This is a genomic window from Curtobacterium sp. MCBD17_003 (assembly GCF_003234885.2).
Classification (GTDB): domain Bacteria; phylum Actinomycetota; class Actinomycetes; order Actinomycetales; family Microbacteriaceae; genus Curtobacterium.
Genome location: NZ_CP126275.1, coordinates 196,081 through 222,884, shown reverse-complemented (window position 1 = coordinate 222,884; position 26,804 = coordinate 196,081). Strand labels below are relative to the sequence as shown.

The window sequence follows — 26,804 nt, the reverse complement described above, 5'->3', positions numbered from 1 at the left end:
CTCCGGCTCGGTCACCTCAGGAGTGGTCGCGCGCCTGCAACACGACGATGTGGTCATCCGTGACGGAGTAGACCAGCCGGTTCGGGGATCAGGCCTCCGTGTGCCCGAGGTCCGCGGAGCCCCGGAACACCGCATCGCGGCGGGCGGCGGCACCGAGCTCGAACACGACGACCTCGTTGCGGCCCGCGCGGACGACGGGCGCCGGCACGTACAGCGTCCGCTGGGGGCCACGCGACCAGTACCGCCCGAGGCAGAACCCGTTCACCCAGGCGACGCCCTTGCCGAACCCGTCGAGCGCCAGGTGCAGGTCCCGCACGGCGTCGAGCTCGACGGTCGCGAGCGCGAACGTCGGCCCCGCGAGCGTCGGGGCCGGGTCGGGCCGAGCATCGCGGAGCGCGGCGACGACCGGGAGGGCCGGGGCCGGCGCCGTCAGCACGGCCCCTTCCGTCATGTGCTCGCCGAGCGGGCCGTCCGCGACCTGGGGCACGTCGGCGGCGGGCTCCGCAGCCGGGGACACGGCGGCAGGCTTCGCGGCGCCGTCCGACGGGTGATGGCCGAGCGATGCGACGGCGGCGGGGACGGCGGACGCGGGCTGCGGGACGGACGCGTGCCGGGCCTCCCGGCCGTCCGCGGGCCCGGCGACGGCCGCGACCAGGTCGAGCGGCGTGACGGACCACCGGGCCAGCGGGGCGCCGTCGACGGTGACCGGGCCGATCAGGCCCTTGGGCTCCCCGATGCGGACGCCGTAGTCGACGCGTCCCTGGTCCTCGACCAGGACGTCGAGCACGGCGCGGCCCACCGGCGGCAGGACGAGCGCGTGGTCGTGGTGCTCGCGCTCGAGGACGCCCACCGGTCGCCCGTCGAGGAACACCTGGGCGCGGTCGCGGACCTCCTCGACGGTGAGGACGCCGCCCGCGGGCAGGTCGACCTCGGTGCGGTAGAGCACGAAGCCGGCGCCGCTCCCGAGTGCGTCGACGGTCGGGACGTCGTCGTGGTGCGTCCACGTGGCGATGTCGTCGACGGTGCTCCAGAGCGGCAGGGCACGGTCGAACCGGAGTGCGACGTCGGGCACCGGGGCCGGGGCGGGTGCGTCCGGGGCGAATTCCGGCGGCAGGTCCGGCACGGGCGCGTACCGCTCGATGACCGATCGGAACGCGTGGAACTTCGGGGTGGGCAGCCCGGCCTCGTCGAGCGGTGCGTCGTAGTCGTAGCTCGTCGCGATCGGTCGGTAGACGCCCTTGTCGTTCGCACCGTTCGTCAGGCCGTAGTTCGTGCCGCCGTGGAACATGTAGACGTTGACGGACGCCCCGGCGGCGAGGAGTGCGTCGAGTTCCCGGGCGGAGTCGGTCGCCGAGGTCGTGTGGTGGTGTTCACCCCAGCTGTCGAACCAGCCGTCCCAGAACTCCGAGCACATGAGCGGGCCGGTCGGCTGCACACGTCGGAGGGTCGCGAGTCGCTCGGACGCGCGGGACCCGAACGAGCCGGTGGCGTGGAGACCCGGGATCGTGCCGTCCTCGAGCATCGTGCCCATCGGCTGGTCGACGCTCGTGAACGGAACGGTGAGCCCGATGTCGCGGTGCATGGCCAGCAGCGCGCGGAGGTAGGCGGGGTCCGAGCCGTAGGCGCCGTACTCGTTCTCGACCTGCACGAGCACGATCGGGCCGCCGGCGTCGATCTGCCGGGGCACGAGCACGGGGGCGAGGCGCTCGAGGTACGCCTGCACGGCGGCGAGGAACCGGGGCTCGTTCCGGCGCACGCCGACGTTCGCGTCGGCGAACAGCCAGGACGGCAGTCCGCCGTTCGCCCACTCGGCGCAGATGTACGGGCCGGGGCGGACGATCGCGTGCATGCCCTCGGCCGCGACGAGGTCGAGGAACCGGCCGAGGTCGAGCCCGCCGGTCAGGTCGAAGGTGTCGGGCGACGGCGCGTGGGCGTTCCAGGCGACGTACGTCTCGATGGTGTTGAGGCCCATGAGCCGGGCCTTGTGGATCCGGTCCGCCCACTGGTCGGGGTGGACGCGGAAGTAGTGGAGCGCTCCGGAGAGCACGCGGTGGGGTTCGCCGTCGAGCAGGAAGTCGTCGGGGCCGATGGCGAAACGCATGAGCGTGCCTTTCTTCGGATGGGAGGGGACGGTGCCCGGGCGACGCGCGCCCGGGCACCGTTCGGTCACTTGGACGAGACCGTGAAGCCCTGCTGCTTGCCGTACTTGACGAGCTGGCTCTGCCAGGACTGCAGGCCGCTGTCGAGCGACGTGTTGTTCTGGTAGGACTGGCCGACCGTGTCCGCGAAGACGCTGTTCGCGTAGACCTCGTAGGGCAGGTAGGTGAAGCCGGACTTGACGTTCTTCGACGCGTCGACGAGGACCTCGTTGATCTTCTGGCCACCGAAGTACGACGGGTTGTCGTTGAGGAACGACGACGACTCGAGGTCGGCGGTGGTCGACGGGAACCCGCCGGACTTGGCGAAGATCTTCGTGCTCGCGCTCGACGAGTTGAGCCACTTGAGGAAGCCCGCCGCGAGCGCGGGGTTCTTCGACTGCTTCATGACGACCTGCGAGCTGCCCCCGTTGTTCGCGGTGACGGCCTTGCTGCCGTCGTAGGTGGGCATCGGGGCGACGCGCCAGTCACCGCTGCCGGCCGGGGCGCTCGCCTCGAGGTTGCCGGGCATCCAGGCGCCGGTGATGAGCGAGGCGATCTGGCCGTTGCCGAGCTGCTTGAACCAGTCGTCGCTCCAGGCCGGCGTGGTCGAGAGGAGTTTGCCCTGGACGAGCGGGTTCCAGGTCGACGTCCACTTCTTGCTCCCCGCGTCCTGCAGGTCGATCGACACCTTCGTGCCGTTCGTCGTGAACGGGGTGCCGCCGGCCTGCCAGATCATGCTGGTCGCGAATCCGGGGTCGCCGTTGTCCGCGGTGATGTACTCGCTGGAGTTCGCCGCGTGCAGCTTCTTGGCGTCGGCGACGTACTCGCTCCACGTCTTCGGGACGGCGAGGCCGTACTGGTCGAAGATGCGCTTGTTGTAGAACAGCGCCATCGGGCCGGAGTCCTGCGGCAGACCGTAGATCTTGCCGTTCATGGCGACCGAGTCCCACGTGCTCGCGGAGTACTTGCCCTTGAGCGAGCCGAACCCGTACGAGGTGAGGTCGGCCAGGGAGTTCGACAGCGCGAACTGCGGGACGGCGAAGTACTCGACCTGCGCGACGTCGGGCGCGCCCGAGCCGGCCTTGATCGTGTTCTGGAGCTTCGTGTACTCGTCGGTGCCGGTGCCGGCGTTGACGAGCTTGACGTGCACCTTCGGGTACGCCTTCTCGAACGCGGCGACCTGGGCCTTGGCGGACGGGGTCCACGACCAGTACGTGATCGTGCCGCCCTTCTTCAGCGCGGCGGAGACGTCGCTCGCGCTGCCGCCCGAGGCCGACGAGCTGCCGCTCGCGCAGCCGACGAGGGCGACCGCGGCGGAGACGCCGATGGCGACGGCGGCGAGGCCGCGCCGGAGACGCTTGTGCATGGTGATGCCTTTCACTTCGTTGTGGATCGCAGGGGTGCGGTGGTGCTGGGTGCTGCCCCGGGCCTCCCGGCCGACGGGGCGGGAGGTCACGCCTTGACGGACCCGGCCGCGAGGCCGGACTGCCAGAAGCGCTGGAGGAAGAGGAACGCGGCGACGATCGGGATGATCGTGAGCAGCGAACCCGTGACGACGAGGTTGTAGATCGGCTGGGCGGCGGCGCCGGTGGCCTGCGCGTTCCACTGGTTCAGGCCGACCGTGAGCGGGTACCAGCGGGGGTCGCTCAGCATGATCAGCGGGAGGAAGTAGTTGTTCCACGTGGCCACGACCGCGAACAGCAGCACCGTGACGACGCCGGGCATGAGCAGTCGGAGCCCGATCGTGAAGAAGATCCGGAACTCGCCGGCACCGTCCATGCGGGCGGCTTCGATGAGCTCCATCGGGATGGCGTCGATCGCGTACGTCCAGATCAGGTAGAGCCCGAACGGACTGATGAGCGACGGCAGGATGATCGCCCACGGCGTGTTCGTCAGGCCGACCTGCGAGAACAGCAGGAACGTCGGGACAGCCAGCGCCGTGCCTGGGATCGCGACCGCGCCGAGCACGATGGCGAACACGGCCCGGCGGCCGGGGAACGCGTACTTCGCCATGCCGTAGCCCGCGACCGTGGCGAGGAGCGTCGCCCCGCCGGCACCGACGACGACGTAGAGCAGGGTGTTGCCGAACCACTGCAGGAAGATCCCGCCGTTGTAGGTCAGCGTGTCGTGCAGGTTCTGGATCAGGTTGAAGTGTCCGCCGAACCAGAGACCGAACGTCGACAGGAGCGACGACTGCGTCTTCGTGCTGTTGATCACCAGGTAGGCGAGCGGCGCGAACGAGTAGACGGTGAACACCACCATGACGGCGGTGAGCAGCCCGCTCCGGCGCGGCCTGGGCGAGCCGGCGCCGGTCCTGCGACCCGGACGGGAGGCCCGGGGAGCGCGGGCACGCGGGTCGCGGCCGCGTGTGCCCTCGGTCGCGATGGTGACGGGCGGTGGGGTCTGGACGGCGCTCATCGGTTCTCCGCTCGCGTGCCGCGCACCTGGACGACGTAGGCGATCACGGCGGTGATGACACCCATGACGATCGCGACGGTGGCGGAGTAGTTGAACTGCTGGCCGCTGAAGGACAGCGAGTAGGCGTACATGTTCGGGGTGAATGCGCTGCCGATGACGTTCGGGGCGAGCGTCTTGAGCAGGTTCGGCTCGTTGAAGAGCTGGAAGCTGCCGATGATCGAGAAGATCGTGGCGATGACGATCGAGCCGCGCAGCGCCGGGATCTTGATCGACATGATCGTGCGGAGCGGTCCGGCGCCGTCGATCTCGGCCGCCTCGTACAGCTCGGTCGGCACCACCCGGAGCGCCGAGTAGAAGATCAGCATGTTGTAGCCGAGGAACTCCCACGTGACGACGTTGCCGATCGACGCGAGCACCCAGTGCGGGCTGAACGGCTCGAACAGGTCGATGCCCAGGGCCTTGTTCGCGGCGCCGGTCAGGCCGAACTGGTTGCCGTAGATGAAGCCCCAGATGAGCGCGGCGACGACACCCGGCACGGCGTAGGGCAGGAACACCCCGATGCGGAAGAACGCCGAGCCGTAGAGGCGACCGCTGTCGAGCGCGAGGGCGGCGACGAGTGCGAGGACGAGCATGACCGGCACCTGGACCACGAGGAACAGGACGACGCGCAGGAACCCGGCCCAGAACTTGGCGTCCTGGAACAGCTGCAGGTAGTTGGCGAACCAGACGAACTGGTTGCCGCCGATGAGCTGGTCGCGGAACAGGCTGAGCCAGAGCGCGTAGCCGATCGGCACGATGAGCATCGCGACGAGCACGATCATGAACGGCGCGACGAACAGCCAGCCGGTCCAGCGCTGGCGGGCTCGGCCCTTGCCCCGGGCGCCGCCACGGGCGCCGTTCCGGCCGCCGGGTGACGTTCCCCGGCGCGCGGTGATCGCGGTCATACGACTCCTTCGTCCAGACGGTGCTCCCGCAGATGTTGACGTCAACATCGCGCGGTTCACCGTAGCATGGCAACGTCAACATGCAAGCGCCGACGCAGAATCGTGACCAGAGGCCCGGTTCGTGCGATGATGCGGCCGAACGAGGTGGACCCGGCCGATCGCGGCGGGCCAGGAGGGGACCCCGATGAGCACGGAGACCCCGTCCGAGATCCGCAAGGCCCCGTCACTGGCCGCGGTCGCGCAGGCCGCCGGGGTCTCGATGCAGACCGTGTCCCGCGTCGCCCGCGGGTTCGACAACGTCAGCGACGACACCCGGGAGCGCGTGCGTCGTGCGATGGCCGAGCTCGGGTACCGGCCGAACCGTGCCGCCCGGGCCCTCCGCTCGGGGCGGTTCCGCACCATCGGGGTGATCCTGTTCACCCTGGCGTCGTTCGGCAACATGCGGACGCTCGAGGCCATCGCCGAGGCCGCGGGCGCAGCCGACTTCACGATCACCCTGCTCCCGATGGCCCGGCGCACCGAGGCAGGGGTCCGGTCCGCGTTCACCCGGCTGTCCGAACAGGCCGTGGACGGTGTCGTGATCATCATCGAGTCGCACGTGCTCGACGCCGCCGAGGTCGCGCTGCCCGACGGCGTGCCCGTCGTCGTGGTCGACTCCTCCGCCACCGCCGAGCACCCCACGATCGACACCGACCAGGCCGAGGGCGCCCGGATCGCCACGCAGTACCTGCTCGACCTGGGCCACGACACCGTCTGGCACGTCAGCGGACCCCGCGCGTCGTACTCCGCCATGCGCCGGGAGGCCTCGTGGCGCGCCACGCTCGAACGGGCCGGGCGTCCCGTACCCGACGTCATCCGGGGCGACTGGACGACCGACGCCGGCTACACCGCCGGGCAGCGGATCGCCGCCCGGCCGGAGATCACCGCCGTCTTCGCCGCGAACGACCAGACGGCGCTCGGCATCCTCCGTGCGTCACACGAGGCCGGGCGTGCCGTTCCCGGGACCCTGAGCGTGGTCGGGTTCGACGACATGCCCGAGGCCGACTCGTTCTGGCCGCCCCTCACGACGGTGCACCAGTCGTTCGACGAGGTCGGGCGGCGCGCGGTGTCCACCCTGATCGCCGAGATCGAGGGGCGGTCGGCGCCCGACCACGGGGGGCTCGTCCCCGTGTCACTCGTGGAGCGGGCGAGCGCGGCGCCGCCGAACCGCTAGCCGCCCTGCGTCCCGGTTCTCGAGAACGCCTGTTCCCGACACTCGCTGTCGTTCGACACCGGTCGAGTCGCCTGATGCGGCTGCATCCGACGCACGAGCATGCGTCGACGGTCCCGCGGTCGAACGACAGCGGCACCGTCGGACGTCACGGAAGCCGGGCAGCCGGGCGGCGGGTGCCCTCGCTCAGCCGAGCACCTCGGTCAGGAACGGGTTCCGGAACCGCCGCTCGGGGTCGACCCGGTCGGCGAGCGCCGCGAACTCCCCGAGGCGCGGGTAGACCACGTGGAGCTGCTCGGCCGGCATCGCGGTGACCTTGCCCCAGTGCGGCCGGGCGTCGAACGGGGCGAGCGCCGCGTCGATCAGGGGCAACACGGCCGCGACGCCCTCGGGGTCGCGGTGGAACGTGAAGTGGAACGCGACCGAGTCCCGCTCACTGCTCGGGGCGAGCCACGCGGTGTCGGCGGCGACGCGACGGATCTCGGAGACGTAGAGCACGGGCGCCATGGCCTCGCCGATGCCGCGCAGGGCCTGGATCGCGGGGACCGCGTCCGACGCGGGCAGCAGGTACTCGCACTGGATCTCGGCACCGGCACTCGGGGTGAACGAGGATCGGAAGTGCGGGAGCCGCTCGTGCCACGGGCCGGGCACGCCGGCCTGCTCGGTCACGCCGGCGTTGTCGGACCCGGGGACGGGGTGCAGCGGCGAGGTCGAGGGCATGGCGCCGAGGTCCTCGAGGTCCACCACGGGGTCGTCACGGTCGACACGGCGCTTCGTCCACACCTGCCGGATGCCGTCGTGGACGTACCCGGTGAACATGCTGACGCTGTACCCGGCGGACATGACGTCCTCGAAGCGGGCGTCGACGACCTCCCACGGCAGGCCGGTGTGGATGCGCTGGGCCACGTCGAACCGGGGCTCGATCGCCAGGTGGACGGCGGTGACGACGCCGAGTGCGCCGATGCCCACCCGGTGGGCGTCGAGGTCGGGGTGGTCGGCATCGAGCACCTCGACGTCGCCGGACGCACGGACGATCTCGACACCGACGACGCTCGACGCGAGCGACGCGTTCCGGACGCCGGATCCGTGGGTGCCGGTCGCCACGGCGCCCGCGACGGAGATGTGTGGCAGCGATGCGAGGTTGGCGAGGGCGAACCCGGCCTCGTCGAGGGCGGCGGCAGCGCGCGCGTGGGTCAGACCGGCGGCGACACGGGCGACCCGCCGCTCGCTGTCGATCTCGATGACCTCGGGCATCGCGCCGAGGGCGATCTGCACGCCGTCGGTGTCGGCGACGAGGTTGAAGGAGTGCCGCGAGCCGAGCGCCGTCACCCGGGGGTTGCTCGTGACGGCGGTGCGGAGCTCGTCGAGGGTGGTCGGCCTGACCACCTCGCGAGCCCGGTAGGTGACGTTCCCGGCCCAGTTCGTGCGGAGGTCCGCGCCGGTGGTCTCGATGGTGCTCATGCCGCTCCTCCGCGGGTCGGGCGTCGCGGGTGAGCGCTCACCCGCGGTGGTGCACACGGTAGTGCAGCCGCTCCGACGCTCGCCACCCCGACCGCCATACGTTGAGGAACGTCGCGGCCGGCGCGGTCGCGGTGACGGTCGGAGGCCAGGACCAGCGTTTCCTGGATGATCGACGCCGGTCCCCGCTCATCACGGACAGGCGGGGCACGCGCTCAGCGCTCGTCCCTACCATCGGGGGCGCACCGCACACCCCACACCATGACGCCTCCTCCTCTGAACACCCCCATCCTCGAACGGCAGCTCCGCTCGAGGCTCCTGTCGAGCGCGGACCGACTGTTCGACCGGAGCGGGTTCGGACCGGTGTCAGTGGGGCGGATCGCTCGTGACGCCGACCTGCCGCTCGAGACGCTGCGGCGCGAGTTCCCGACGAAGCACCAGCTGGTCGTCGCCGTCATGGAGGCCCGGCACCGTTCCTGGGTCGCGGACCTGACCGCCGCGGTGTCCGTGTTCACCGACCCGCGTGACCAGATCCTCGCGGTGTTCTCGTACCTCGAGGCGACCTTCCGGCAGCGCTCCTACCGCGGTTGCGCCTTCATCAACGGCTACGGGGAACTCGGCCGGCGGAATGCGGACGTCGCGCAACTGGCGGACGAGCACCTGACCTGGTTCGAGCGGTACCTGGCCGAGCTCTGCGACCGGGCGGGGCTGCCGGGCCACCTCGCGCACGCCGTGTCCCTGCTCGCGGAGGGCGCGCAGGTCGAGGCGGCCATCCACGGGTCGGTCCGTCCCGCGTCGTCCGCTCGGTCAGCGGCCGCGATGCTCATCGCCGTGTACACCGTCGAGGGTCACTGAGGCGCTGGGCCCGTCGGAAGGGCCGTGCGTCCTCCCGGGGCGATGGCCGGCTGTGCGGCCCGTCCGCGCTCTTCGGACAGCGCCGACGAATTGTTTGCATGCATGTGCGACACTGCGCGCGGTGGATGATGACTGACGACCGCGCATCCCGCGTGCGCAAAGACCTCCGAGGAGCCGACCTCGACGAGGCACGCGACGTACTCGCTGCGGAGTACGCCGGAGCATCGTGGCGCGCTGAACGCACCGTGGACGACTTCGACTTCCGGTACAGCGTCGTCGGCGACGACCACCTGACGTTGCGGAACGTCCGCTTCCACGGCCGCCTCGAGGGCGAGATGCCGCGCGGCGACGACTACGTGGTCCAGTGGATCACGTCCGGTACGGGCAGGCTCGACCTGGGGCGCGACGAGGTCGACCTCCTGCCGAACCGGCCCCGCATCTGGCCGTCGGACCGCCCCTTCCGGTTCGCCTTCGAGGACTACGACCAGAAGCTCGTGCAGATCAAACGAACCACCGTCGAGGAGGTCGCGGCCGAGCGCGGGCTCGACGCGCCGACGGTCCGGTTCGACCACACGGCGGAGCCGAGCGACCGGGCGATGCAGCTCTGGCGGGACACGGTGTCGCTCATCTCGAAGACGGTCCTGGACCGCGAGGCCAGCCCGCTCCTCCAGGCCGAGATGGGTCGGCTCGGAGCGGTCTCGTTCCTCGAGCTGTTCCCGCAGCAGACGGACGGGCTGCCGCGCGATCTGCTGCTCCCCCGGAACGCGCACATCCGCCGCGCCGTCGAGTACGTACACGAGAACGCGCACCTGCCGATCACGAGCACCGACCTGGCGCAGGAGGCCAACCTGAGCCTCCGGGCGCTGCAGCAGGCGTTCCAGCGCCAGTTCGACGTCACCCCGAACACGTACATCCGGGAGGTCCGCCTCGACCGGGTGCACGCGGAGCTCCGTGAGCGGAGTGCCACGACGACGACGATCGCCGAGGTCGCCAACCGCTGGGGCTTCCTGCACCTCGGCCGGTTCTCGGCGGCCTACGCGGCGCGGTTCGGGGAGTACCCGAAGGAGACCCTCCGGCACTGACCGGCCCGCTGCCGGCACCACGCCGCGGGAGCCCGGCGTCGGCCCGGGAGCCACCCGCGCTCGTGGGTCCACACGCTCGCGCGCCTGCGTCCTCGCGGCACGCTCCGCGAGCGGCGGGCGTCGTCGCGCCCGCCGCTCGGAGAACCTGAGAAATCCCTGGCATTCGTCGACCCGCTCACGAGCCGGAGTACATTCCCTGACAACCACTCAGTCGTGCGCAGCCAGATCAGGAGGTGAGCGCATGGACAAGCCGTTGGGCGCACCCAGGATCGCGCTCGTCCGGCTCGCCCTGCTCGGCACCGTCGTCGCAGCGGCCTTCGTCGTGCTCGGACTGCTCCTCGGGGCGAAGCCGGCCTCGGCGGCCGAGACGACCCCGGGCACGACCTCGTCGCACTCCCTGCTCGGCGCCGTGGGGAACACCGTCAGCGGTGTGGTCGACGGCGTCGGCACCGCGGTCCAGCCCGTGACCCGCCCCGCAGCACCGGCTCCGGCCCCGGCGGCGCCCGCTCCCGCAGCTCCTGCGCCCCGCCCGGCAGCTCCTGCGCCCCGCCCGGCAGCTCCTGCGCCCCGCCCGGCAGCCGCCGCGCCCCTCCCGGCAGCCCCGGCCCCGAGTGCGCACAGTCCGGCCCCCAGCACCCCGGCCCCGAGCACGGCGGTCCCGATCAGCTCCGCGCCGAGCAGGTCCGCGGGCAGCACGCCCGCTCCGGGCAGCACCGCGGCATCGACCACTTCCGGCGCAGCGACGACCCCGAGCAACCGGCCCGCACCCGCCGGCGCGAGCACGCGCACCGGTACGAGCACGACGCCCACGGCCGACCGTGGGACGCGCGGCACGCTCGGCGCGACGGCCGGCACCCTCGACGGGGCCCTCCGGCCGGTCGCGGGTGTCCTCGGGTCGCGGCCGGTCGGTGCGCTGCCCGTGGTCGGACCCGTCCTCGGCGCCGGCGCCCTCGGGTCCGTGACCGCTCCCGTGACGGGCCTCGTCGACGGCGCGCTCGGGGGCGCCGGCGCGGCCGTCGGCGGACTCCCCGGTGCGGTCGACCCGGTCACCTCGCCGGTCCTCGACCCGGTGGTCGGCCCGGTGCTCGGCGCGGTCTCCCCCGTCGTCACACCCGTCCTCGGGGGCGTCGGCTCCGTGGTCGATCCCGTGCTCGGCGGCATCGCCCCGGTCCTCTCGCCCGTGACGTCGACCCTCCCGCCCGCGACCACCGTCCTCGACCCGACGACCCCGGTCGTGGGTCCGGTCCTCCCCGTGGCACCCGGCCAGGGTCAGCCCGGTGACGGCCAGCCCGCCCAGGGTCAGCCCGGCAGCGCGACCGACTCCGCCGTGGCCGACAGCACGCTCGTCCGCTCGGGTGCGGGCGCGGGGACCTCGGCCTCCAGCGCATCGGGCCTCGGCACGACGGACTCCGTCCCGACCGTCTCCACCGCTGGCGGGACCCGCCCCGGCGACGCGACCCCGGTCCTCCCGGCAGCGCCGGCCGCACCGACCGCCCCCGCGGCCCCCACCGGGACCACCGGTGGCAGCAGCGCCGCCGCCGGTGGTGCGCCCACCACCCCGGTGGCGACCATCTCGACTCCCGCGTCCGTCGTCCTGGCGGCCGGCCCGATCCTCCCCACCGGTGACGACGTGCTCCCCGCATCCGTCGTCGCCGACCACGACGTCGCTCCTGATTGAGCCCGACGCACCTGCCCCGCTGGCAGGACGCGTCATCGCCGCACACGCGGCGCACCAGTCTCGATCACATCAGGAGCACGACCATGAACAAGTACGTCTCGAGAGGGCTGTGGTTCACCCTCTTCGTCAGCGGTCTCTCGCTCGGGGGCGGGCTCGCCGCCCACGCCGCCGAGACCACGGGGACCGACGGCATCGCCTCCGGCACGCAGGTCGCCGGGAGCTTCGGCCTCCCCGTCTCCGCCACCGGTGACGCCGTGAGCGTCCTCGGGGACGCGACCAGCACCTCCACCGCGCCGGCGGCGTCCGGCCCGGCTGCGTCCGCTCCGGCGGCGTCCGCTCCGGCGGCGCCCACGTCCTCGTCGGCGTCCACCTCGGGCTCCGGTGGCATCGCGTCCGGCACGCAGGTCGTGCCGACCGTGAGCGTTCCGGTGGACCTCGGCTCGACGGCGGTGGCGGTCGGCGGTGACGCGACCAGCGCACCCGCTCCGGCCGCAGCCCCGACTCCGGCGGCCGCCTCCGCGTCGGGGGCGACGGCTCCGGCGGCTCCCGCCGCCACCACCTCCGGTTCCGACAGCGTCCTCGGCGGCACCCAGGTCGCCCCCGACGTCGCCGCACCGATCACGGCCACCGGGGACAGCATCGCGGTCCTCGGGGACGCCACCGGCACCAGCTCGGGAGGCTCGGCACCGGCCGCGAACGCCGGGTCCACCCCGGCGTCGGGGTCGGGTCCGGCCACCTCGGGCTCGGACGGGACGGCCTCGGGGACGCAGGTCGCCCCCGTGGTCAGCGCACCCGTCACCGTCGGCGGCAACGGGATCGCGCTCCTCGGCGACGCCAGCTCCACCGGCACCTCGGGCAGCGGCACCTCCGGCACGACCGGCACCGGCAGCACGGACACCGGCACGACCGGCGGCACCACCACCTCCGGCTCGGACGGCACCGCGTCCGGCACCCAGATCGCCCCGGTGATCAGCCTGCCCGTCACCGTCGGCGGCAACGGGATCGCGCTCCTCGGTGACGCCAGCTCCACCGGCACCACCGGCAGCGGCACCTCCGGCACGACCGGCACCGGTGCCAGCGGTGCCAGCGGCAGCACCACAGGGTCCGGGTCGACCGGCGGGAGCAGCGCCGCCACCTCCGGCACGGACGGGACGGCCTCGGGGACGCAGGTCGCCCCCGTGGTCAGCGCACCTGTCACGGTCGGCGGCAACGGGATCGCGCTCCTCGGCGACGCCAGCTCCACCGGCACCTCGGGCAGCGGCACCTCCGGCACGACCGGCACCGGCACCGGCACCAGCAGCACGGACACCGGCACGACCGGCGGCACCACCACCTCCGGCTCGAACGGCACCGCGTCCGGCACCCAGATCGCCCCGGTGATCAGCCTGCCGGTCACCATCGGCGGTACCACCGTGGCGGTCGGCGGCAACAGCACCACGACGCCGGACCCCACCACGCCCGCCGGGCCGACGAACCCGGTCGTCACGGATCCGACCAGCCCGGCCGACCCGACCAGTCCGGCCGAGCCCACCACGCCGGTGGGCACCACGGACCCCGCTGACGGCACCGACCCCGTGTCGACCACGCCGGCCGGGAACGACCCGACCGCCACGACGGGGGACGAGGGCACGGTGACCGACCGCGCCGCGGGCATCGTCCCGGCCACGGTGGTCTCGACGGCTCCGGCCGCGGCGATGACCCGCACCGCCTCCACCACCGGCACGATCGCCGCGATGGCGACCACCGCCTCCACGGCGGCGCTCGCGTACACGGGTTCGACGGGCATCGCGGTCTTCGGCGGGATCGGACTGCTGCTCCTGCTCGTGGGACTCGCGCTGCTGTTCCTGCACCGTGAGTCGGTGATCCGCAGCCGCCGCTGAGCCGCGGCGATCCGCTCGAGTCGAGCCGCGATTCGGACTCCGAGCCGGGGAACTTCCCGGTTCGGAGTCCGATTCGCGGCTCAGACCCATGGGCTACCGTGCTGCCATGAGGGCCAGCGCGGGCGCGAGTGGATCCGGACGGCGGTCCCCCGCGGTCCTGGTGGTCACGATCGTGTCCGCGTTGCTCGTCGTCGCGGCAGCGGCGTTCGCCGGGCCGCTGCGGTTCGGCGGACCACGATGGTCCCCGACGATCGCGCTGCCGACCGCCACGACCGCACCGGGACCGACCGCGGCGACCACCCCGACGGCGCAGCCCGGCGCCGCCGGACACCGCTCGACCCTCCACGTCGACCTGACCTGGCCACTGCTGATCGCCGGCCTGGTCGTGCTCGCACTCGTCGTGGTGCTCCTGGTCCGCCTGCTGGGACGGCGGCGACGTGGCGGAGCCGAGCCGGGCCTCCCCACCGGCCTGCTGACGGACGACGTGTCGGACGTCGACGTCCCGACCACGGCGGCCGCGATGCGCACGGTGCACCGCGGCCTCGCGCGCGCGCTCGACGTCATCGACCAGGACCGACCGGCGTCGGACGCGATCACCGCCGCGTGGCTCGGCCTGCAGGAGGCCGCCGAGGACGCCGGCTACCGGCGGCAGGTCGCGGAGACCCCGACCGAGTTCACCGCGCGGGTGCTGCTTCGGCTCGAGCTGGACCGGAACGCCGTCGGGACGCTCCGGGACCTCTACGTGATGGTGCGGTTCGGCACCACGCCGGCCGGGCCGACCGAGGTGCAGGCGGCCCGCGTGGCGCTGCGGACGCTGCAGGAGCGGTGGCCGGGCGGGACACCCACCGCGGCCTCGGAGCAGCGCCGGTGAGCGGCCGGACGGTGGGACTGCCCGCTCGGCGCCGGGTCGTCGAGGTGGTCGTCGTCGCGGTCGTCGTCGGTGCCGCAGGGTGGTTCTTCGGACTCCCGGCGCCCCAGGCCGTCGTCGTCGCGGCCGTGATCACCGCGGTCGGGTTGACCTGGTCGGCGGTGCGCGACGACGAACGGCTCACGTGGCCGGCGCCGCCCACGGAGGTGGTCCGCGGGGCGCGCCGCGACGTCCAGGCGCTGGCGTGGTCCCTGCGCTCACGCGGCGGGCTGCCCGAGCGACCCGTCGTGCGCCTCCGCGCGGCCGCAGGCCACCTGCTGCTCGTGCACCACGGGGTCGACATCGACGACCCGGAGGCCCGACCCGCGGTCGAGCGCCTGCTCCCGCCCGACGTCGTCCGCGTGCTCCTGAGCCCGCGGCACCCCGAACTCGACCTCGCCACGTTCTCGTCCCTCCTGATCGCCGTGGAGGCGCTCGGGGAACCGTCCGGAAGGCTCCCGTGACCGATCAGACCGCCGACACCACCACCCCCAGCCCGCTGTCCGTGGCCGAGGTCGCCCGGCTCAGCGCCGCCGTCCTCGACGCCGTCGGGACCGCCGTGGTGGGCATGCGGGAGCCCCTCGAGCTGGCGTTCGCGAGCATCCTCGCCGGCGGGCACGTCCTGTTCGAGGACGTGCCCGGGCTCGGCAAGACCCTCGCGGCACGGTCCCTGGCGCAGGCGTCCGGGCTCGACTTCCGGCGCCTGCAGTGCACGCCGGACCTGTTGCCCGCGGACATCACCGGCTCGTTCGTCTACGCCCCGAGCACGGCGGAGTTCGTGTTCCGGCCCGGCCCGGTGTTCACGGGGCTGTTCCTGGCCGACGAGATCAACCGGACGTCGCCGAAGACCCAGTCGGCACTGCTCGAGGCGATGGCCGAGGGGCAGGTCACCGTCGAGGGTGACCGCTTCCCGCTGCCGCGGCCGTTCCACGTCGTGGCGACGTCGAACCCGATCGAGTACGAGGGCACCTACGCCCTGCCCGAGGCGCAGCTCGACCGCTTCATGGTGCGTCTCGCCGCTGGCTACCCGAGCAGGACCGAGGAGCAGCGCGTGCTCCTCAACCGCGTCGACCGCCAGCGCGAGGTCGCGACGGTGCCGGCGGTGATCAGCGGGGCAGATCTCCTGCGCATGCAGGCGACGGTGGAGCAGGTGCACGTCGACGAGGACATCGCGTTGTACTGCGTCGACCTCGCCGTCGGCACACGGGAGCACCGCGACGTCCAGGTCGGTGCCTCGCCGCGCGGAGCACAGGCGCTCCTGCTCGTCGGACGCGCCCGTGCGGTGATGGCCGGCCGCGACTTCGTCACCCCCGAGGACGTCAAGACCGCCGCCGTCCCGGTGCTCGCCCACCGACTCTCGCTCACCCCGCAGGCCTGGGCCAACGGCGTCGATCCGGCGACCGTCGTCCGGACGGTGGCCGGGCAGGTGGCGGGGCCGCCCGCGGTGGCCTCGGGTCGGGGCGCCGGCACGGGTGGCGGCATCGGCACGGGTCGGGCGACGGACGCCACTGCCGGTCGGGAGGCCCGGTGAGCGACGACGACGGATGGCACCTGCCCGTCGGGGTCCCGTCCGGAGCTGTCCCGTCCGGAGGGGCGCCGTCCGGAGCGCTGCTGCCCGGAGGGGCGCCGCCCCGGTCCTCGTCCGCCGCCGTGCCCGAGGACGCCACGCCCGGCGTGCGCTCGACGGACCAGGCGTACCGCGTGCGGTGGGTGCCGAACCCGCCGATCACCGCTGCGATCGCAGCCGCGGTGTTCCTCGCCGGGCTCGCGCTCGTGACGGCCCGCGTCGAGTTCGCCCTCGTGGCCGCACCGCTGCTCGTGATCGCCGCGCTCGGGCACGATCCCGCTCGCGGCCGCGCGGGTGTCATCCGGACCCGAACCGGGGTGCGACCCGAGGACAACGGGCGGGGCGTCATGGTCGACGTCGCACTCCGGGTACCCCAGGTCGCCGAGGCGGTCGCCGTCGTGGCGACCCTCGCCGATGGATCCACCCGGCGTGTCCTGGTCACGCCGTCCACCGCGGCGGCACTCCGCGGGCCGGTCACGGTCCTCCACTCCGGGCCGCAGGCCGTGGTCCGGCTCGACCTCGCGCTCATCGCGCAGGGCGGCACCGCGGTCACCCTGCCGGAGGAGGGACCGACGCTCCGCGCGGTCGTCCCGCCACCGCGCCTGCGGATCGAACAGCTGCCCATGCCGCACCGGCTCGTCGGCACCACGGGGACCCACGAGTCGAGCAGCCGCGGCGACGGCGGGGAGTTCCGCGACCTCGCGCTCTTCGCCCCCGGGGACCGGCTCCGACGGATCGACTGGCGACGAACGGCACGACGAGCGCAGCAGCCCGGCGAGCTGTACGTGCGGCGCACGTCGTCCACCGCCGACGCCGTGGTCGTCATCGTGCTCGACGACCGTGACGACGTCGGGCCGGACGTCACCCGCTGGTCCGGTACCGCCGGACCCGAGCGGAGCGCGACGTCGCTCGACCTCGCCCGCGAGGCCGCCACCACCCTGGCCTCGGCGTACATCGGCGCAGGCGACCGAGTGGGCTTCCGGGACCTCGCCGGTGCGGTGACGGGCATCGAACCCCGCGGAGGGGTGCGGCAGCTCGACCGCCTCCGCTCTGCGACGGCACGAGCGGTCCCGACGAGCGACACCCCGGGGCCGGTGCGCGCGCCGACCGTGCCCGCGGCCTCGCTCGTCGTGGTGCTCTCGACCTTCCTCGACGACCATCCCGCAGCGATGGCGATCACCTGGGCGGCGACCGGCCGCCGCGTGGTCGCCGTCGACGTGCTCCCGCCGCTCGATCGCTCCGACGCGGACCGGCAGGAGCGCGTCGCGTCGCGGCTCGTCGAGCTCGAACGCCGGGTCCGGTTCGATCGGATGCGAGCGGCCGGGGTGGAACCGATCACCTGGCGGACCGCCGACGGGACGCCGCCCGCGGTCGCCGTGCGGCTGCTGAGCAGAGCGAGGCGGCGGCCATGAGTGCGGAGGCGAGCCGGGCCTCCCGGTCGTTCCCCCATGTCGGACGTGCCCTGCCGGCGTGGGTGTTGACCGCGCTCGGTGTCGTCGCGGGCCTCGGTGGGGCGTGGGTGGCCGTCGGTCCGAGCGGGTGGTGGTTCGCACTCGCGGTGGCGCTCGTCGCCGCGTCGGCGGTGTTCCCGCGTGGGCCGTTCACCGCCGGACTGGTCGTGCAGCTCGCAGTGGCCGCCGTCGCCGGGGGTGCCGGGGCTGGATGGGGTCCGCTTGCAGTCGTGCTCCTCAGCACGCACCTGATCGTCGCGGTCGGCATGGTGGCGTCGGTCGCACCCCGGCGAGCCCTCGTGCAACTGCGGGCACTGCGGCCGTCGGCACTCCGGTTCGTCGCGGTGCAGGCGGGGACGCAGCTCGTGGCGGCCGTGGTGCGCATGGTCGGGGTCCGTCGCGGCGCCGATGACGGCATCACGTGGATCGCCGTCCTCGCGGCGGTGGCGATCGTCGCGGTCGCGGTCGCGGTGCTCGTCCCGGCGCTCGGCGGGAGTCGTCGGTCGTCGGACGGCTGAGGGTCGCCCGCGTCGTCCGGTCATGCCCGGAGCTGCCGTGCCGCCGCCTCCAGGGTCCGCCGCAGCGCTCGGAGCGCCGGGGAGCCGGCCCCGGCTTCCCGCTGTGCCGTGAAGACGGTCCGCTGCGGACGCCCGGGGAGCGGCACGAGGCGGCAGGTGGTGCTCCGGCCGGTCCACACGAGGTCCGGCATGAGCGCGACCGCGTTGCCGGACTCGATGAGGCGGATCTGGGTCTGCAGGTCCGGCGTCTCGTACCGCACGTCGGGTTCGAACCCCGCTGATCGGCACACCTGCTCCGCGAAGTGTCGTGATGCGGCCCCGCGCGGCTCCATGACCCACGGCATGGCGGCTGCGCCGAGCAGGTCGTCCACAGACTGGTCGAGTGCGTCGACCGGCGGGAGCGCCAGGCGCACGGCGTCGCGGGTCAGGTCCTGGCGGTCCAACCCGGCGTGCCACGCGGCGGCATGCGCCGGGTACTGCTCGGCGATGACGAGGTCGAAGTCCCGGACCCACGTGGCGCGCAGGGCGCTCTCCGGTTCGTGCTGGACCATCTCCACGCGGACGTCGGGGTGGGTGCGGGCCATGGCGCGGAGGGCCGGCGGCATGAGGGCGAGCGCCGCGGACTGGAACACCGCCACGCGGACCCGCCCCTGCACACTCGGGAGTGACTGGTCGAGCGCACCCTGGGCCCGTTCGAGCACGTCGAGCACCTCGCTCGCCGCGGCGACGAGCACCTCGGCCTGCGGGGTGAGCTGCAGACGCCGCCCGGCGGGTCGGAGGAGCTCCAGGCCCGTTTCGCGCTCGAGGGCGTTCAGCTGCTGGGACACCGCCGACGGCGTGAAGGACATCGCCTCGGCGACGGCGGCGATCGTGCCCCGGATGGCGAGTTCGCGCAGGATCACCATGCGCCGGACGTCGAGCATGCGGACTCCTCGTGTGGGTGTGTGGACCGTGGGATGTCACTGTGGCTGGATCGCGACCAGTGCGTGGGGCCACCTGTCACGCCTGTGGATAACCCGGTAGGAACGCTACCGATAACCGTGAACCAACCGTCACTGGTGCTACCGCAACCGGAGCCCGATACTGGGCGCATGACCGACCTCGCCACCCCGCGGCATGACATCGACGGCGCCGCCGCGGATCCCCTCGTCGACGCCACGATCGTGCTCGTCCGTCGGTGGCTCGCCGAGGCCGACGGCCACCCCGTCGACGGTTCGGCTGCTCAACTCGCGGGCGTGCTCCGCGACCCCAAGGGCCTCGCGTTCACCGTCGGCTTCGTCGACGGCGTGGTCAGGCCGGAGGACCGGACCGTCGCCGCCCGGACGCTCCATCGGATCGCGCCGGACGTCCCCACGTTCCTCCCGGCCGCCATGCGTGCGCTCGTGCGCGCCGGTGGCGGGCTCGCCCCGGTCCTGCCGGACGTCGTCGTGCCGATCGCGCGCCGCGTGCTTCGGCGGATGGTCGGGCACCTGATCATCGACGCGTCCGACTCCGCGCTCGGGCCGGCGATCCAACGGGTCAAGCGCGAGGGCGTGCGCCTCAACATGAACCTGCTCGGCGAGGCGGTCCTCGGCGAGCGCGAGGCCGCGCGTCGACTCGAAGGCACCGAGCGGCTCCTCGCCCGCGACGACGTCGACTACGTGTCGATCAAGGTGTCGTCGACCGTGCACCCGCACTCGCCCTGGGCCTTCGACGAAGCCGTCGCCGACGTCGTCGCCAAGCTCCGCCCCCTGTTCGCCCGAGCGTCCGCCGCCTCCCCTCACAAGTTCATCAACCTCGACATGGAGGAGTACAAGGACCTCGACCTGACGATCGCGGTCTTCACGACGCTGCTCGACGATCCGGCGTTCCTCGACCTCGAGGCCGGGATCGTGCTCCAGGCGTACCTGCCGGACGCGCTCGGCGCCATGCAGCGGCTCCAGGAGTGGTCCGCGGCACGCCGCGCCCGCGGTGGCGCCGGGATCAAGGTCCGGCTCGTCAAGGGCGCGAACCTGCCCATGGAGCAGGTCGAGGCCTCGATCCACGGCTGGCCCCTGGCGACCTGGCACACCAAGCAGGACTCCGACACGAACTACAAGCGCGTGCTCGACTGGGCCCTCACGCCGTCGCGCATCGCCAACGTCCGGGTCGGGGTCGCCGGGCACAACCTGTTCGACATCGCGCACGCCTGGCTCCTGGCCGGGGAGCGCGGGGTGCAGAGCGGCATCGAGTTCGAGATGCTCCTCGGCATGGCCCAGGGGCAGGCCGAGGCCGTCAAGCGGACCGTCGGGGGTCTCCTGCTCTACACGCCGGTGGTGCACCCGGGCGAGTTCGACGTCGCGATCGCGTACCTGATCCGTCGCCTCGAAGAAGGCGCCTCGCCGGACAACTTCATGTCCGCCGTGTTCGAGCTGTCGACGTCCGAGGCGCTGTTCGAGCGCGAGGCCGACCGGTTCCGCGCGTCACTCGCTCCGCTCGCCGAGTCCGGCGGCCTCGAGGCTCCTGCTCCGCATCGGGTCGCCGACCGGTTCGCGGCAGTCCCGCGGCCGACCCTCGGGCACTTCGAGAACACGCCGGACGCGGATCCATCGGTCGCCGAGCACCGCGCGTGGGCGCGCGGCGTCATCGAGCGGATGTCCACGAGCGCGCTCGGCATCGATGCCGTGCAGGAGGCCCGGATCACCGATCCCGACACCCTCGCCGCCGCCCTGCAGCGCGTGCGCGAGGCAGGCTCGACGTGGGGATCGTGGTCCGGCGAGGACCGAGCGAGGGTCCTGCACGCCATCGGTGCGGCGCTCGAGGCGCACCGCACCGAGCTGGTCGAGGTCATGGGAGCCGAAGCAGGCAAGACGATCGACCAGGCCGACGTCGAGGTCTCCGAAGCGGTCGACTTCGCGCACTGGTACGCCGAACTCGCGCGGTCGCTCGATGAGGTCGACGGCGCCCGGTTCGTCCCCGCTGCGCTGACGCTCGTGACGCCGCCGTGGAACTTCCCCGTCGCGATCCCGGCCGGGTCGACGCTCGCGGCGCTGGCGGCCGGATCGGGAATCGTGCTCAAGCCCGCCGGTCCGGCCGAGCGCTGCGGCGCGGTGCTGGCCGGTGTCATCGGCGATGCACTGGCCGCCGCGGGCGCGCCCGCCGACGTGCTCGCGCTCGTGCCGGTGTCGGAGGAGGACCTCGGCCGAGACCTCGTCGCCTCCCCACTCGTCGATCGGGTGATCCTCACGGGCGCGTACGAGACGGCGGAGCGCTTCCGGTCCTTCCGGCCCGATCTGCCGCTCCTCGCCGAGACGAGCGGCAAGAACGCGATCATCGTGACGCCGTCCGCGGACCTCGACCTCGCCGTCAAGGACGTCGTGCAGTCCGCCTTCGGGCATGCCGGGCAGAAGTGCTCCGCAGCGTCGCTCGTCGTACTGGTCGGCTCGGTCGCCCGGTCGAAGCGGTTCAAGCACCAGCTGCTCGACGCGGTGTCGTCCTTGACCGTCGGGTACCCCTGGGACCCGACGACGCAGATGGGCCCGATCATCGAGCCAGCCAGCGGCAAGTTGCTCACGGGCCTGACCGAGCTCGGCCCTGGCGAGACGTGGCAGCTCCGGCCCGAGCAGCTCGACGATCGCGGTCTGCTCTGGAGCCCCGGGGTGCGCGGTGGGGTCCGGCGCGGATCGGACTACCACCGCACGGAGTACTTCGGGCCGATCGTCGGCGTCATGACCGCGGACACCCTCGACGAGGCCATCGACATCGTGAACGAGGTCGACTACGGACTGACCTCGGGGCTGCACGCGCTCGACCCCGCCGAGATCGGCGCATGGCTGTCGCGGGTCGAGGCCGGGAACCTCTACGTCAACCGGGGGATCACGGGCGCGATCGTCCGGCGGCAGCCCTTCGGCGGGTGGAAGCGATCCGCCGTCGGGCCCGGCACCAAGGCCGGGGGTGTCAACTACCTCATCGGCCTCGGTTCGTGGGAGCCGACCGCGGCGAGCGCCGGTGATGCGGTGACGTCCGCGGCCGTGGCGCGCCTCCAGGCTGATGCCGGTGCTGGGCTGTCCGAGCCGGACCGTGCGCTGCTCGCGCGCGCTTTCCGGTCCGACGCGCACGCGTGGTCGACGCTGTTCGGCACCGCCGCGGACGTCTCCGGTCTCAGCGCCGAGCGGAACGTGGCCCGGTACCTGCCGTGGCCGGAACCCGTGCTCGTCCGGCTCGTCGCGGGTGGCAGCGTCGCGTCGCTCGTCCGCGTGGTCGGTGCGGCGGCTGCCGCGGGGGCGGCGGTCGCCGTCTCGGTCGACCCGGAGTGCACGCTCCCCGAGGCCGTGCGGACCGCACTCCGCGCCGAGCCCCACGTGAGATCGGTGGCCGTCGAGTCCACTGAGGCGTTCCACGCCCGTGCTGGCCGACTCGGCGGCGGGCGGATCCGGCTCATCGACGGGGACGCCGAGGCCGTGCGCGCCCTCGCCGTCGCGACGAACGGGAGGCCCGACCTCGCCGTGTACGCCGGACCGGTCACCGAGGCGGGCCGCATCGAGCTGCTGCCGTTCCTGCGAGAGCAGTCCATCGCGATCACGGCCCACCGGTTCGGGACGCCGAACCACCTGTCGGACGGGCTCATCTGACACGCTGTCGCTGGCTCCCCGCGCCCGAGCGGAGAAGCCGTGCACGAGAGGATGGCCGCAGAAGGAGTGTGTGCGATGGAGATCCGTTCGTTCGAGGACACCGACACCGAGGCCGTGGTGGCGCTCTGGAGTGCGGCCGGGCTGACCCGCCCGTGGAACGACCCGCACGAGGACGTCCGCCGCAAGCAGACCGTGCAGCCCGAGATGTTCTTCGTCGCCGAGGACTCCGGGCGGATCGTCGGCGCGGTGATGGCCGGGTACGACGGGCACCGCGGCTGGATCAACTACCTGGCGGTCGGAGACGACCAGCGCGGCACGGGACTCGGTCGCGCGCTCGTCGAACGGGCGGAGGGGGCGCTCCTGGCGCTCGGGTGCCCCAAGGTGCAGCTCCAGGTCCGGCCCGACAACACCGGGGTCGTCGACTTCTACGAGCACCTCGGCTACGCCCCGTACGAGGCCGTCAGCATGGGGAAGCGCTTGATCGAGGACTGAGTCGTGCCCGATCCTCGCGACACCGGCCGAGCCGTTCCCCGCTCGGCCCGGTCCGGCAGCGTCCTGGTCGCACTCGGCGCCGCACTCTGGGGCACCGGTGGGGTCGCGGGCACGATCGTGGCTGCGGACAGCGCGATGTCCTGGCCGGCGATCTCGGCGCTCCGTCTGCTCGGCGGCGGACTCGTCATGCTCGCGGTCACCGCGGCGATGGGCGGCCTCCGGCGCGTGCCGTGCAGCCGGGAGGCCCTGGGGCACGTCCTTCTGACGGCCGTCCTGACCGGCGTGTACGGCACCGCGTACTTCGAGTCGGTCTCGCTCGTCGGCGTCGCGGTGTCGACCGTCATCTCCCTCGGGGTCGCGCCCGTGGCGGTCGCGGTCGCCACGGCACTGCACGAGCGCCGGCCGCCCCGCGCCACGGTGGTCCTCGCACTCGCCACCGCGGTCGCCGGGCTCCTGCTCGTCAGCGACGTCTCGGGCTCCGAGCCCGGGGCCGGCAGCGCGAGTGTCACCGGCGCCGGCGTTGCCGTCGGGTCCTCGAACACGGTCGGCGTGCTGCTCGCGCTCGTGGCCGGGCTGGCGTTCGCGGGGACCTCGATCGTGAACCGGCGTGTGATCCCGGGTCTCGGGCCGTCGACGCTCATCGCCGTGTCGTTCACCCTCGCCGGGGTGCTGTCCGCCGTGTTCGCGCTGTGCACCGGGTTCCACCTCGCGAGCGCGGGGCCCTCGGCGTGGGGCGGGGTCGCGTTCCTGGCGCTCGTGCAGACCGTGCTCGGGTACCTGGCGTTCTACGGCGGACTCCAGCGCGGGGTCGCGGCGACGACCGCGGCAGTGCTGTCACTCGTGGAGCCGCTGGTGGCGACCGTGCTGTCGGTCGTGGTGCTCCACGAGCCGCTCACGGTCGCGGGTGTGGTCGGCATCGTGCTGCTCCTCGTCGCGGTGGTGCTGGTCCGCCCGCCGCGCTGACCTCCCCAGGAACCGCTGGTCCCGCGGCGCCGGTCGCCGAGAACAGGCGGAAGGGCTCGGGCTCGGGCGGCGAGCGGCGGAAGGGCTCGGGGGCCGGAACCTGCCGCCGGCTGAGGGAGAATCGAGTGCCTGCAGCATCCGGAGGTCCCCATGCAGCTCTCGCACCGCGCCCGCGCCGTCGCACCCTTCTACGCGATGGAGTTCGGCAAGCAGGCGGCAGCCCTCGAGGCCGAGGGCCACGACGTCGTCAAGCTCAGCCTCGGCGAGCCCGACTCCGGCGCACCACCCGCCGTCCTGGAGGCCCTGCGCCAGGTGGCCGACGGACGGCCACTCCCCTACACGGCCGCGTTGGGCCTCCCGGCGCTGCGCGCGGCGATCGCCGCGTTCTACCGGACGCAGCACGACGTCGAGATCGACCCCGCGCGGATCGTCGTGACGGCGGGCGCGTCGGCGGCGTTGCTCCTCGCGACGGCCGCGCTCGTCGACGCCGGTGACGAGGTGCTCATGGCGGACCCGTCGTACCCCTGCAACCGCGAACTGGTCGAGACGTTCGGGGGACGCGTGACCCTCGTCCCGACGACCGCCGAGACGCGGTTCCAGCTCGACGACGACGCCGTCCGGGCGAACTGGACGGAGCGGACCACAGGCGTGATGATCGCGACGCCCTCGAACCCGACGGGCACCTCGATCCGTCCCGAGGACCTCGCGGCGATCTGTGCGACGGCGCGGGAGCGCGGCGCGTGGCGGATCGTGGACGAGATCTACCTCGACCTCAGCGACCCGGACGAGCAGGGTCGGCGTCCGCGCAGTGTGCTGTCGATCGATCCCGACGCCATCGTCGTCAACAGCTTCTCGAAGTACTTCGGCATGACGGGGTGGCGCCTGGGTTGGTGCGTGGTGCCCGAGGAACTCGTGCCCGTGACCGAACGCCTGGCGCAGAACTACTTCCTGTGCGCGTCCGCCCCGGCGCAGGCGGCGGCACTCGCGTGCTTCACCCCGGAATCGCTCGCCGTGGCGGAGGCGCGGCGAGCGGAGTTCGCCGAGCGGCGGGCGGTCGTGCTCGACGGCCTCGCGCGGATCGGCCTCCCCGTGCCGGTCCCGCCGGACGGTGCGTTCTACGTGTACTTCGACGTGACCGGGACCGGACTCAGCTCGTGGCAGTTCTGCGAGCGGGCGTTGCACGAGGCGCACGTCGCCCTGACGCCGGGCCGCGACTTCGGGGTCCACACGGCGGAGTCGCACGTGCGGTTGTCGTACGCGGCGTCGATGGACGCACTGCACGAGGGTCTGGCGCGCCTCGGCCGATTCGTGTCGTCCTTGGGCTGATCGGCGGCACCGGCCCGCGACACAGCGGGCACCCGGGCTTTCGGGGATGGCAGCGAGGACCGAACGGGGTACGGGCGAGCCAGGCCGACTCAGGGCGCATGGACAGCGAACGCGCATCTCGTCCCCCTACGTTGACGCCAACCTCGCACCCGCGGGGGAACCCGACAGGAGCCGGCCGAAGGGCCGCTCCCCCCACGGAAGCAGTCGCCCTGACGACCACCGATCCGACCGTGCCGCGCATCGTCCGCACGCGTCCCCGCTCCGGCACCACGAGCGGCACGTCCACGTACTCCTCGATCCTCGCCCAGGTCAAGGAGCAAGGCCTCCTCGGCCGCCGCATCGGTTTCTACTGGGCGCTGTTCGGCGCCCTCATCGGGTCGCTCGGGGTCGTGTGGGCCGGGTTCGCGCTCCTCGGCCACTCCTGGTTCCAGCTCATCGTCGCGGCCGCGCTCGGCGTCCTGTTCACCCAGTTCGCGTTCCTGTCGCACGAAGCCGCGCACCGGCAGGTGTTCGCATCGCACAAGTGGAACGACCAGGCGGGCCGGTTGCTCGGGACCTTCCTCGTCGGGCTGAGCTACTCCTGGTGGATGAACAAGCACACCCGGCACCACGGGAACCCGAACACGGTCGGCAAGGACCCGGACATCGCGCCGGACACCATCCGGTTCCGTCCCGAGGACGCCGCCGCGGCGCGCGGTCCGCTCCGCTTGCTCGTGCGGGTCCAGGGGTACGCGTTCTTCCCGCTCCTCACCCTCGAGGGCATCAACCTCCACTGGCTCGCGGTCCGCTCGGTCGTGACCGGCGCCGCGACCAAGGCGGACGCCCGACACCGCTGGATCGAGGGCGGTCTCCTGGCGGCCCGCTTCGGCATCTACCTGACCGTGGTGTTCTGGTTCCTGCCGCTCGGCATGGCGTTCGCGTTCCTCGGGGTGCAGCTCGCGGTGTTCGGCGTGATGATGGGCGCCTCGTTCGCCCCGAACCACAAGGGCATGCCGGTGCTGGCGCACGACGCCCAGGTCGACTTCTTCTCGCGACAGGTGCGGACCTCCCGGAACATCCGCGGCGGCTGGTGGGTGTCGTTCCTCATGGGCGGCCTCAACTACCAGGTCGAGCACCACCTGTTCCCGAGCATGCCGCGGCCGGCGCTCAAGCAGGCTCGTCTGCTCGTCCGCGACCACTGTGCGACGCTCGACGTGCCCTACACCGAGACCACGCTCGTGCGGTCCTACGGCATCGTCGTCCGGTACCTCAACGAGGTCGGCCTCGCCGCGCGCGACCCGTTCGCCTGCCCGCTCGTGGCCGAACTCCGGGTGCGCTGACCGCCCTCG

The 26,804-nt window shown here is 73.0% G+C and carries 21 protein-coding genes; 15 read left to right on the top strand and 6 right to left on the bottom strand.

The window, feature by feature from the left end:
- Positions 1–88 precede the first annotated feature (88 nt).
- The 4 genes from DEI88_RS01135 to DEI88_RS01120 all read right to left on the bottom strand — a co-directional run bounded on the left by DEI88_RS01135 (position 89) and on the right by DEI88_RS01120 (position 5,500).
- The gene (locus tag DEI88_RS01135; protein ID WP_111072163.1) at positions 89–2,101 is read right to left on the bottom strand and encodes a glycoside hydrolase family 35 protein; all 2,013 of its coding nucleotides are present in this window, start codon (positions 2,099–2,101) and stop codon (positions 89–91) included.
- Positions 2,102–2,166: 65 nt separating this feature from the next.
- Complete coding sequence (locus DEI88_RS01130) at positions 2,167–3,504, bottom strand: ABC transporter substrate-binding protein (RefSeq protein WP_111072162.1); 1,338 nt, start codon at positions 3,502–3,504, stop codon at positions 2,167–2,169.
- Between the two features lie 86 nt (positions 3,505–3,590).
- A complete protein-coding gene (locus DEI88_RS01125) occupies positions 3,591–4,556 on the bottom strand; it encodes a carbohydrate ABC transporter permease (protein ID WP_111072161.1) in 966 nt (321 codons plus the stop codon).
- Positions 4,553–5,500: a carbohydrate ABC transporter permease gene (locus DEI88_RS01120; protein ID WP_111011213.1), complete on the bottom strand. Its 948-nt coding sequence runs from the start codon at positions 5,498–5,500 to the stop codon at positions 4,553–4,555. Before DEI88_RS01120 ends, DEI88_RS01125 begins: the two co-directional genes overlap by 4 nt.
- A gap of 184 nt (positions 5,501–5,684) precedes the next feature.
- On the opposite strand from DEI88_RS01120, the gene DEI88_RS01115 reads away from it, so the two are divergent.
- Positions 5,685–6,713: a LacI family DNA-binding transcriptional regulator gene (locus tag DEI88_RS01115; RefSeq protein WP_111011212.1), complete on the top strand. Its 1,029-nt coding sequence runs from the start codon at positions 5,685–5,687 to the stop codon at positions 6,711–6,713.
- Between the two features lie 183 nt (positions 6,714–6,896).
- Here the strand turns inward: DEI88_RS01115 and DEI88_RS01110 are convergent, their stop codons facing one another.
- Positions 6,897–8,171 carry an FAD-binding protein gene (locus tag DEI88_RS01110; protein WP_111011211.1) on the bottom strand — a complete coding sequence of 425 codons (1,275 nt, stop codon included), beginning with the start codon at positions 8,169–8,171 and terminating at the stop codon, positions 6,897–6,899.
- A 258-nt stretch (positions 8,172–8,429) separates the two neighbouring features.
- Here DEI88_RS01110 and DEI88_RS01105 point away from each other — a divergent pair, with 258 nt between their 5' ends.
- The 9 genes from DEI88_RS01105 (at position 8,430) to DEI88_RS01065 (ending at position 18,106) form a co-directional block, all read left to right on the top strand.
- The gene (locus tag DEI88_RS01105) at positions 8,430–9,023 is read left to right on the top strand and encodes a TetR/AcrR family transcriptional regulator (protein ID WP_181441237.1); all 594 of its coding nucleotides are present in this window, start codon (positions 8,430–8,432) and stop codon (positions 9,021–9,023) included.
- A gap of 152 nt (positions 9,024–9,175) precedes the next feature.
- Positions 9,176–10,105: a helix-turn-helix transcriptional regulator gene (locus DEI88_RS01100; RefSeq protein WP_181435072.1), complete on the top strand. Its 930-nt coding sequence runs from the start codon at positions 9,176–9,178 to the stop codon at positions 10,103–10,105.
- A 241-nt stretch (positions 10,106–10,346) separates the two neighbouring features.
- On the top strand, positions 10,347–11,783 hold the full coding sequence (locus DEI88_RS01095) for a hypothetical protein (RefSeq protein WP_284183581.1): 1,437 nt from the start codon (positions 10,347–10,349) through the stop codon (positions 11,781–11,783).
- A gap of 83 nt (positions 11,784–11,866) precedes the next feature.
- Positions 11,867–13,663, top strand: coding sequence for a hypothetical protein (locus DEI88_RS01090; protein WP_111072679.1), 1,797 nt, complete (start codon positions 11,867–11,869; stop codon positions 13,661–13,663).
- 106 nt (positions 13,664–13,769) lie between these two features.
- Positions 13,770–14,534 carry a DUF4129 domain-containing protein gene (locus DEI88_RS01085; RefSeq protein ID WP_146244482.1) on the top strand — a complete coding sequence of 255 codons (765 nt, stop codon included), beginning with the start codon at positions 13,770–13,772 and terminating at the stop codon, positions 14,532–14,534.
- The gene (locus tag DEI88_RS01080; protein ID WP_146246115.1) at positions 14,531–15,034 is read left to right on the top strand and encodes a hypothetical protein; all 504 of its coding nucleotides are present in this window, start codon (positions 14,531–14,533) and stop codon (positions 15,032–15,034) included. The genes DEI88_RS01085 and DEI88_RS01080 overlap by 4 nt, the downstream gene beginning before the upstream one ends.
- Positions 15,031–16,101, top strand: coding sequence for an AAA family ATPase (locus DEI88_RS01075; protein ID WP_258369854.1), 1,071 nt, complete (start codon positions 15,031–15,033; stop codon positions 16,099–16,101). The genes DEI88_RS01080 and DEI88_RS01075 overlap by 4 nt, the downstream gene beginning before the upstream one ends.
- Complete coding sequence (locus DEI88_RS01070) at positions 16,098–17,549, top strand: DUF58 domain-containing protein (RefSeq protein WP_111072682.1); 1,452 nt, start codon at positions 16,098–16,100, stop codon at positions 17,547–17,549. Before DEI88_RS01075 ends, DEI88_RS01070 begins: the two co-directional genes overlap by 4 nt.
- Positions 17,546–18,106, top strand: a complete 561-nt coding sequence (locus tag DEI88_RS01065) for a hypothetical protein (protein WP_111072683.1) — start codon at positions 17,546–17,548, stop codon at positions 18,104–18,106. The genes DEI88_RS01070 and DEI88_RS01065 overlap by 4 nt, the downstream gene beginning before the upstream one ends.
- Before the next feature lie 20 nt (positions 18,107–18,126).
- Here the strand turns inward: DEI88_RS01065 and DEI88_RS01060 are convergent, their stop codons facing one another.
- On the bottom strand, positions 18,127–19,029 hold the full coding sequence (locus DEI88_RS01060) for a LysR substrate-binding domain-containing protein (RefSeq protein ID WP_111027333.1): 903 nt from the start codon (positions 19,027–19,029) through the stop codon (positions 18,127–18,129).
- 168 nt (positions 19,030–19,197) lie between these two features.
- Between DEI88_RS01060 and DEI88_RS01055 the strand changes: the two genes are divergently transcribed.
- The 5 genes from DEI88_RS01055 to DEI88_RS01035 all read left to right on the top strand — a co-directional run bounded on the left by DEI88_RS01055 (position 19,198) and on the right by DEI88_RS01035 (position 26,795).
- The gene (locus DEI88_RS01055) at positions 19,198–22,695 is read left to right on the top strand and encodes a bifunctional proline dehydrogenase/L-glutamate gamma-semialdehyde dehydrogenase (RefSeq protein WP_111072684.1); all 3,498 of its coding nucleotides are present in this window, start codon (positions 19,198–19,200) and stop codon (positions 22,693–22,695) included.
- Positions 22,696–22,770: 75 nt separating this feature from the next.
- Positions 22,771–23,187 carry a GNAT family acetyltransferase gene (locus tag DEI88_RS01050; protein ID WP_111072685.1) on the top strand — a complete coding sequence of 139 codons (417 nt, stop codon included), beginning with the start codon at positions 22,771–22,773 and terminating at the stop codon, positions 23,185–23,187.
- A 3-nt stretch (positions 23,188–23,190) separates the two neighbouring features.
- Entirely contained in the window at positions 23,191–24,150 is a 960-nt protein-coding gene (locus DEI88_RS01045) for a DMT family transporter (RefSeq protein WP_111072686.1), read from the top strand.
- 150 nt (positions 24,151–24,300) lie between these two features.
- Complete coding sequence (locus tag DEI88_RS01040) at positions 24,301–25,476, top strand: pyridoxal phosphate-dependent aminotransferase (protein WP_111010268.1); 1,176 nt, start codon at positions 24,301–24,303, stop codon at positions 25,474–25,476.
- Between the two features lie 230 nt (positions 25,477–25,706).
- Positions 25,707–26,795, top strand: a complete 1,089-nt coding sequence (locus tag DEI88_RS01035) for a fatty acid desaturase family protein (protein WP_258375166.1) — start codon at positions 25,707–25,709, stop codon at positions 26,793–26,795.
- Positions 26,796–26,804: the final 9 nt, after the last annotated feature.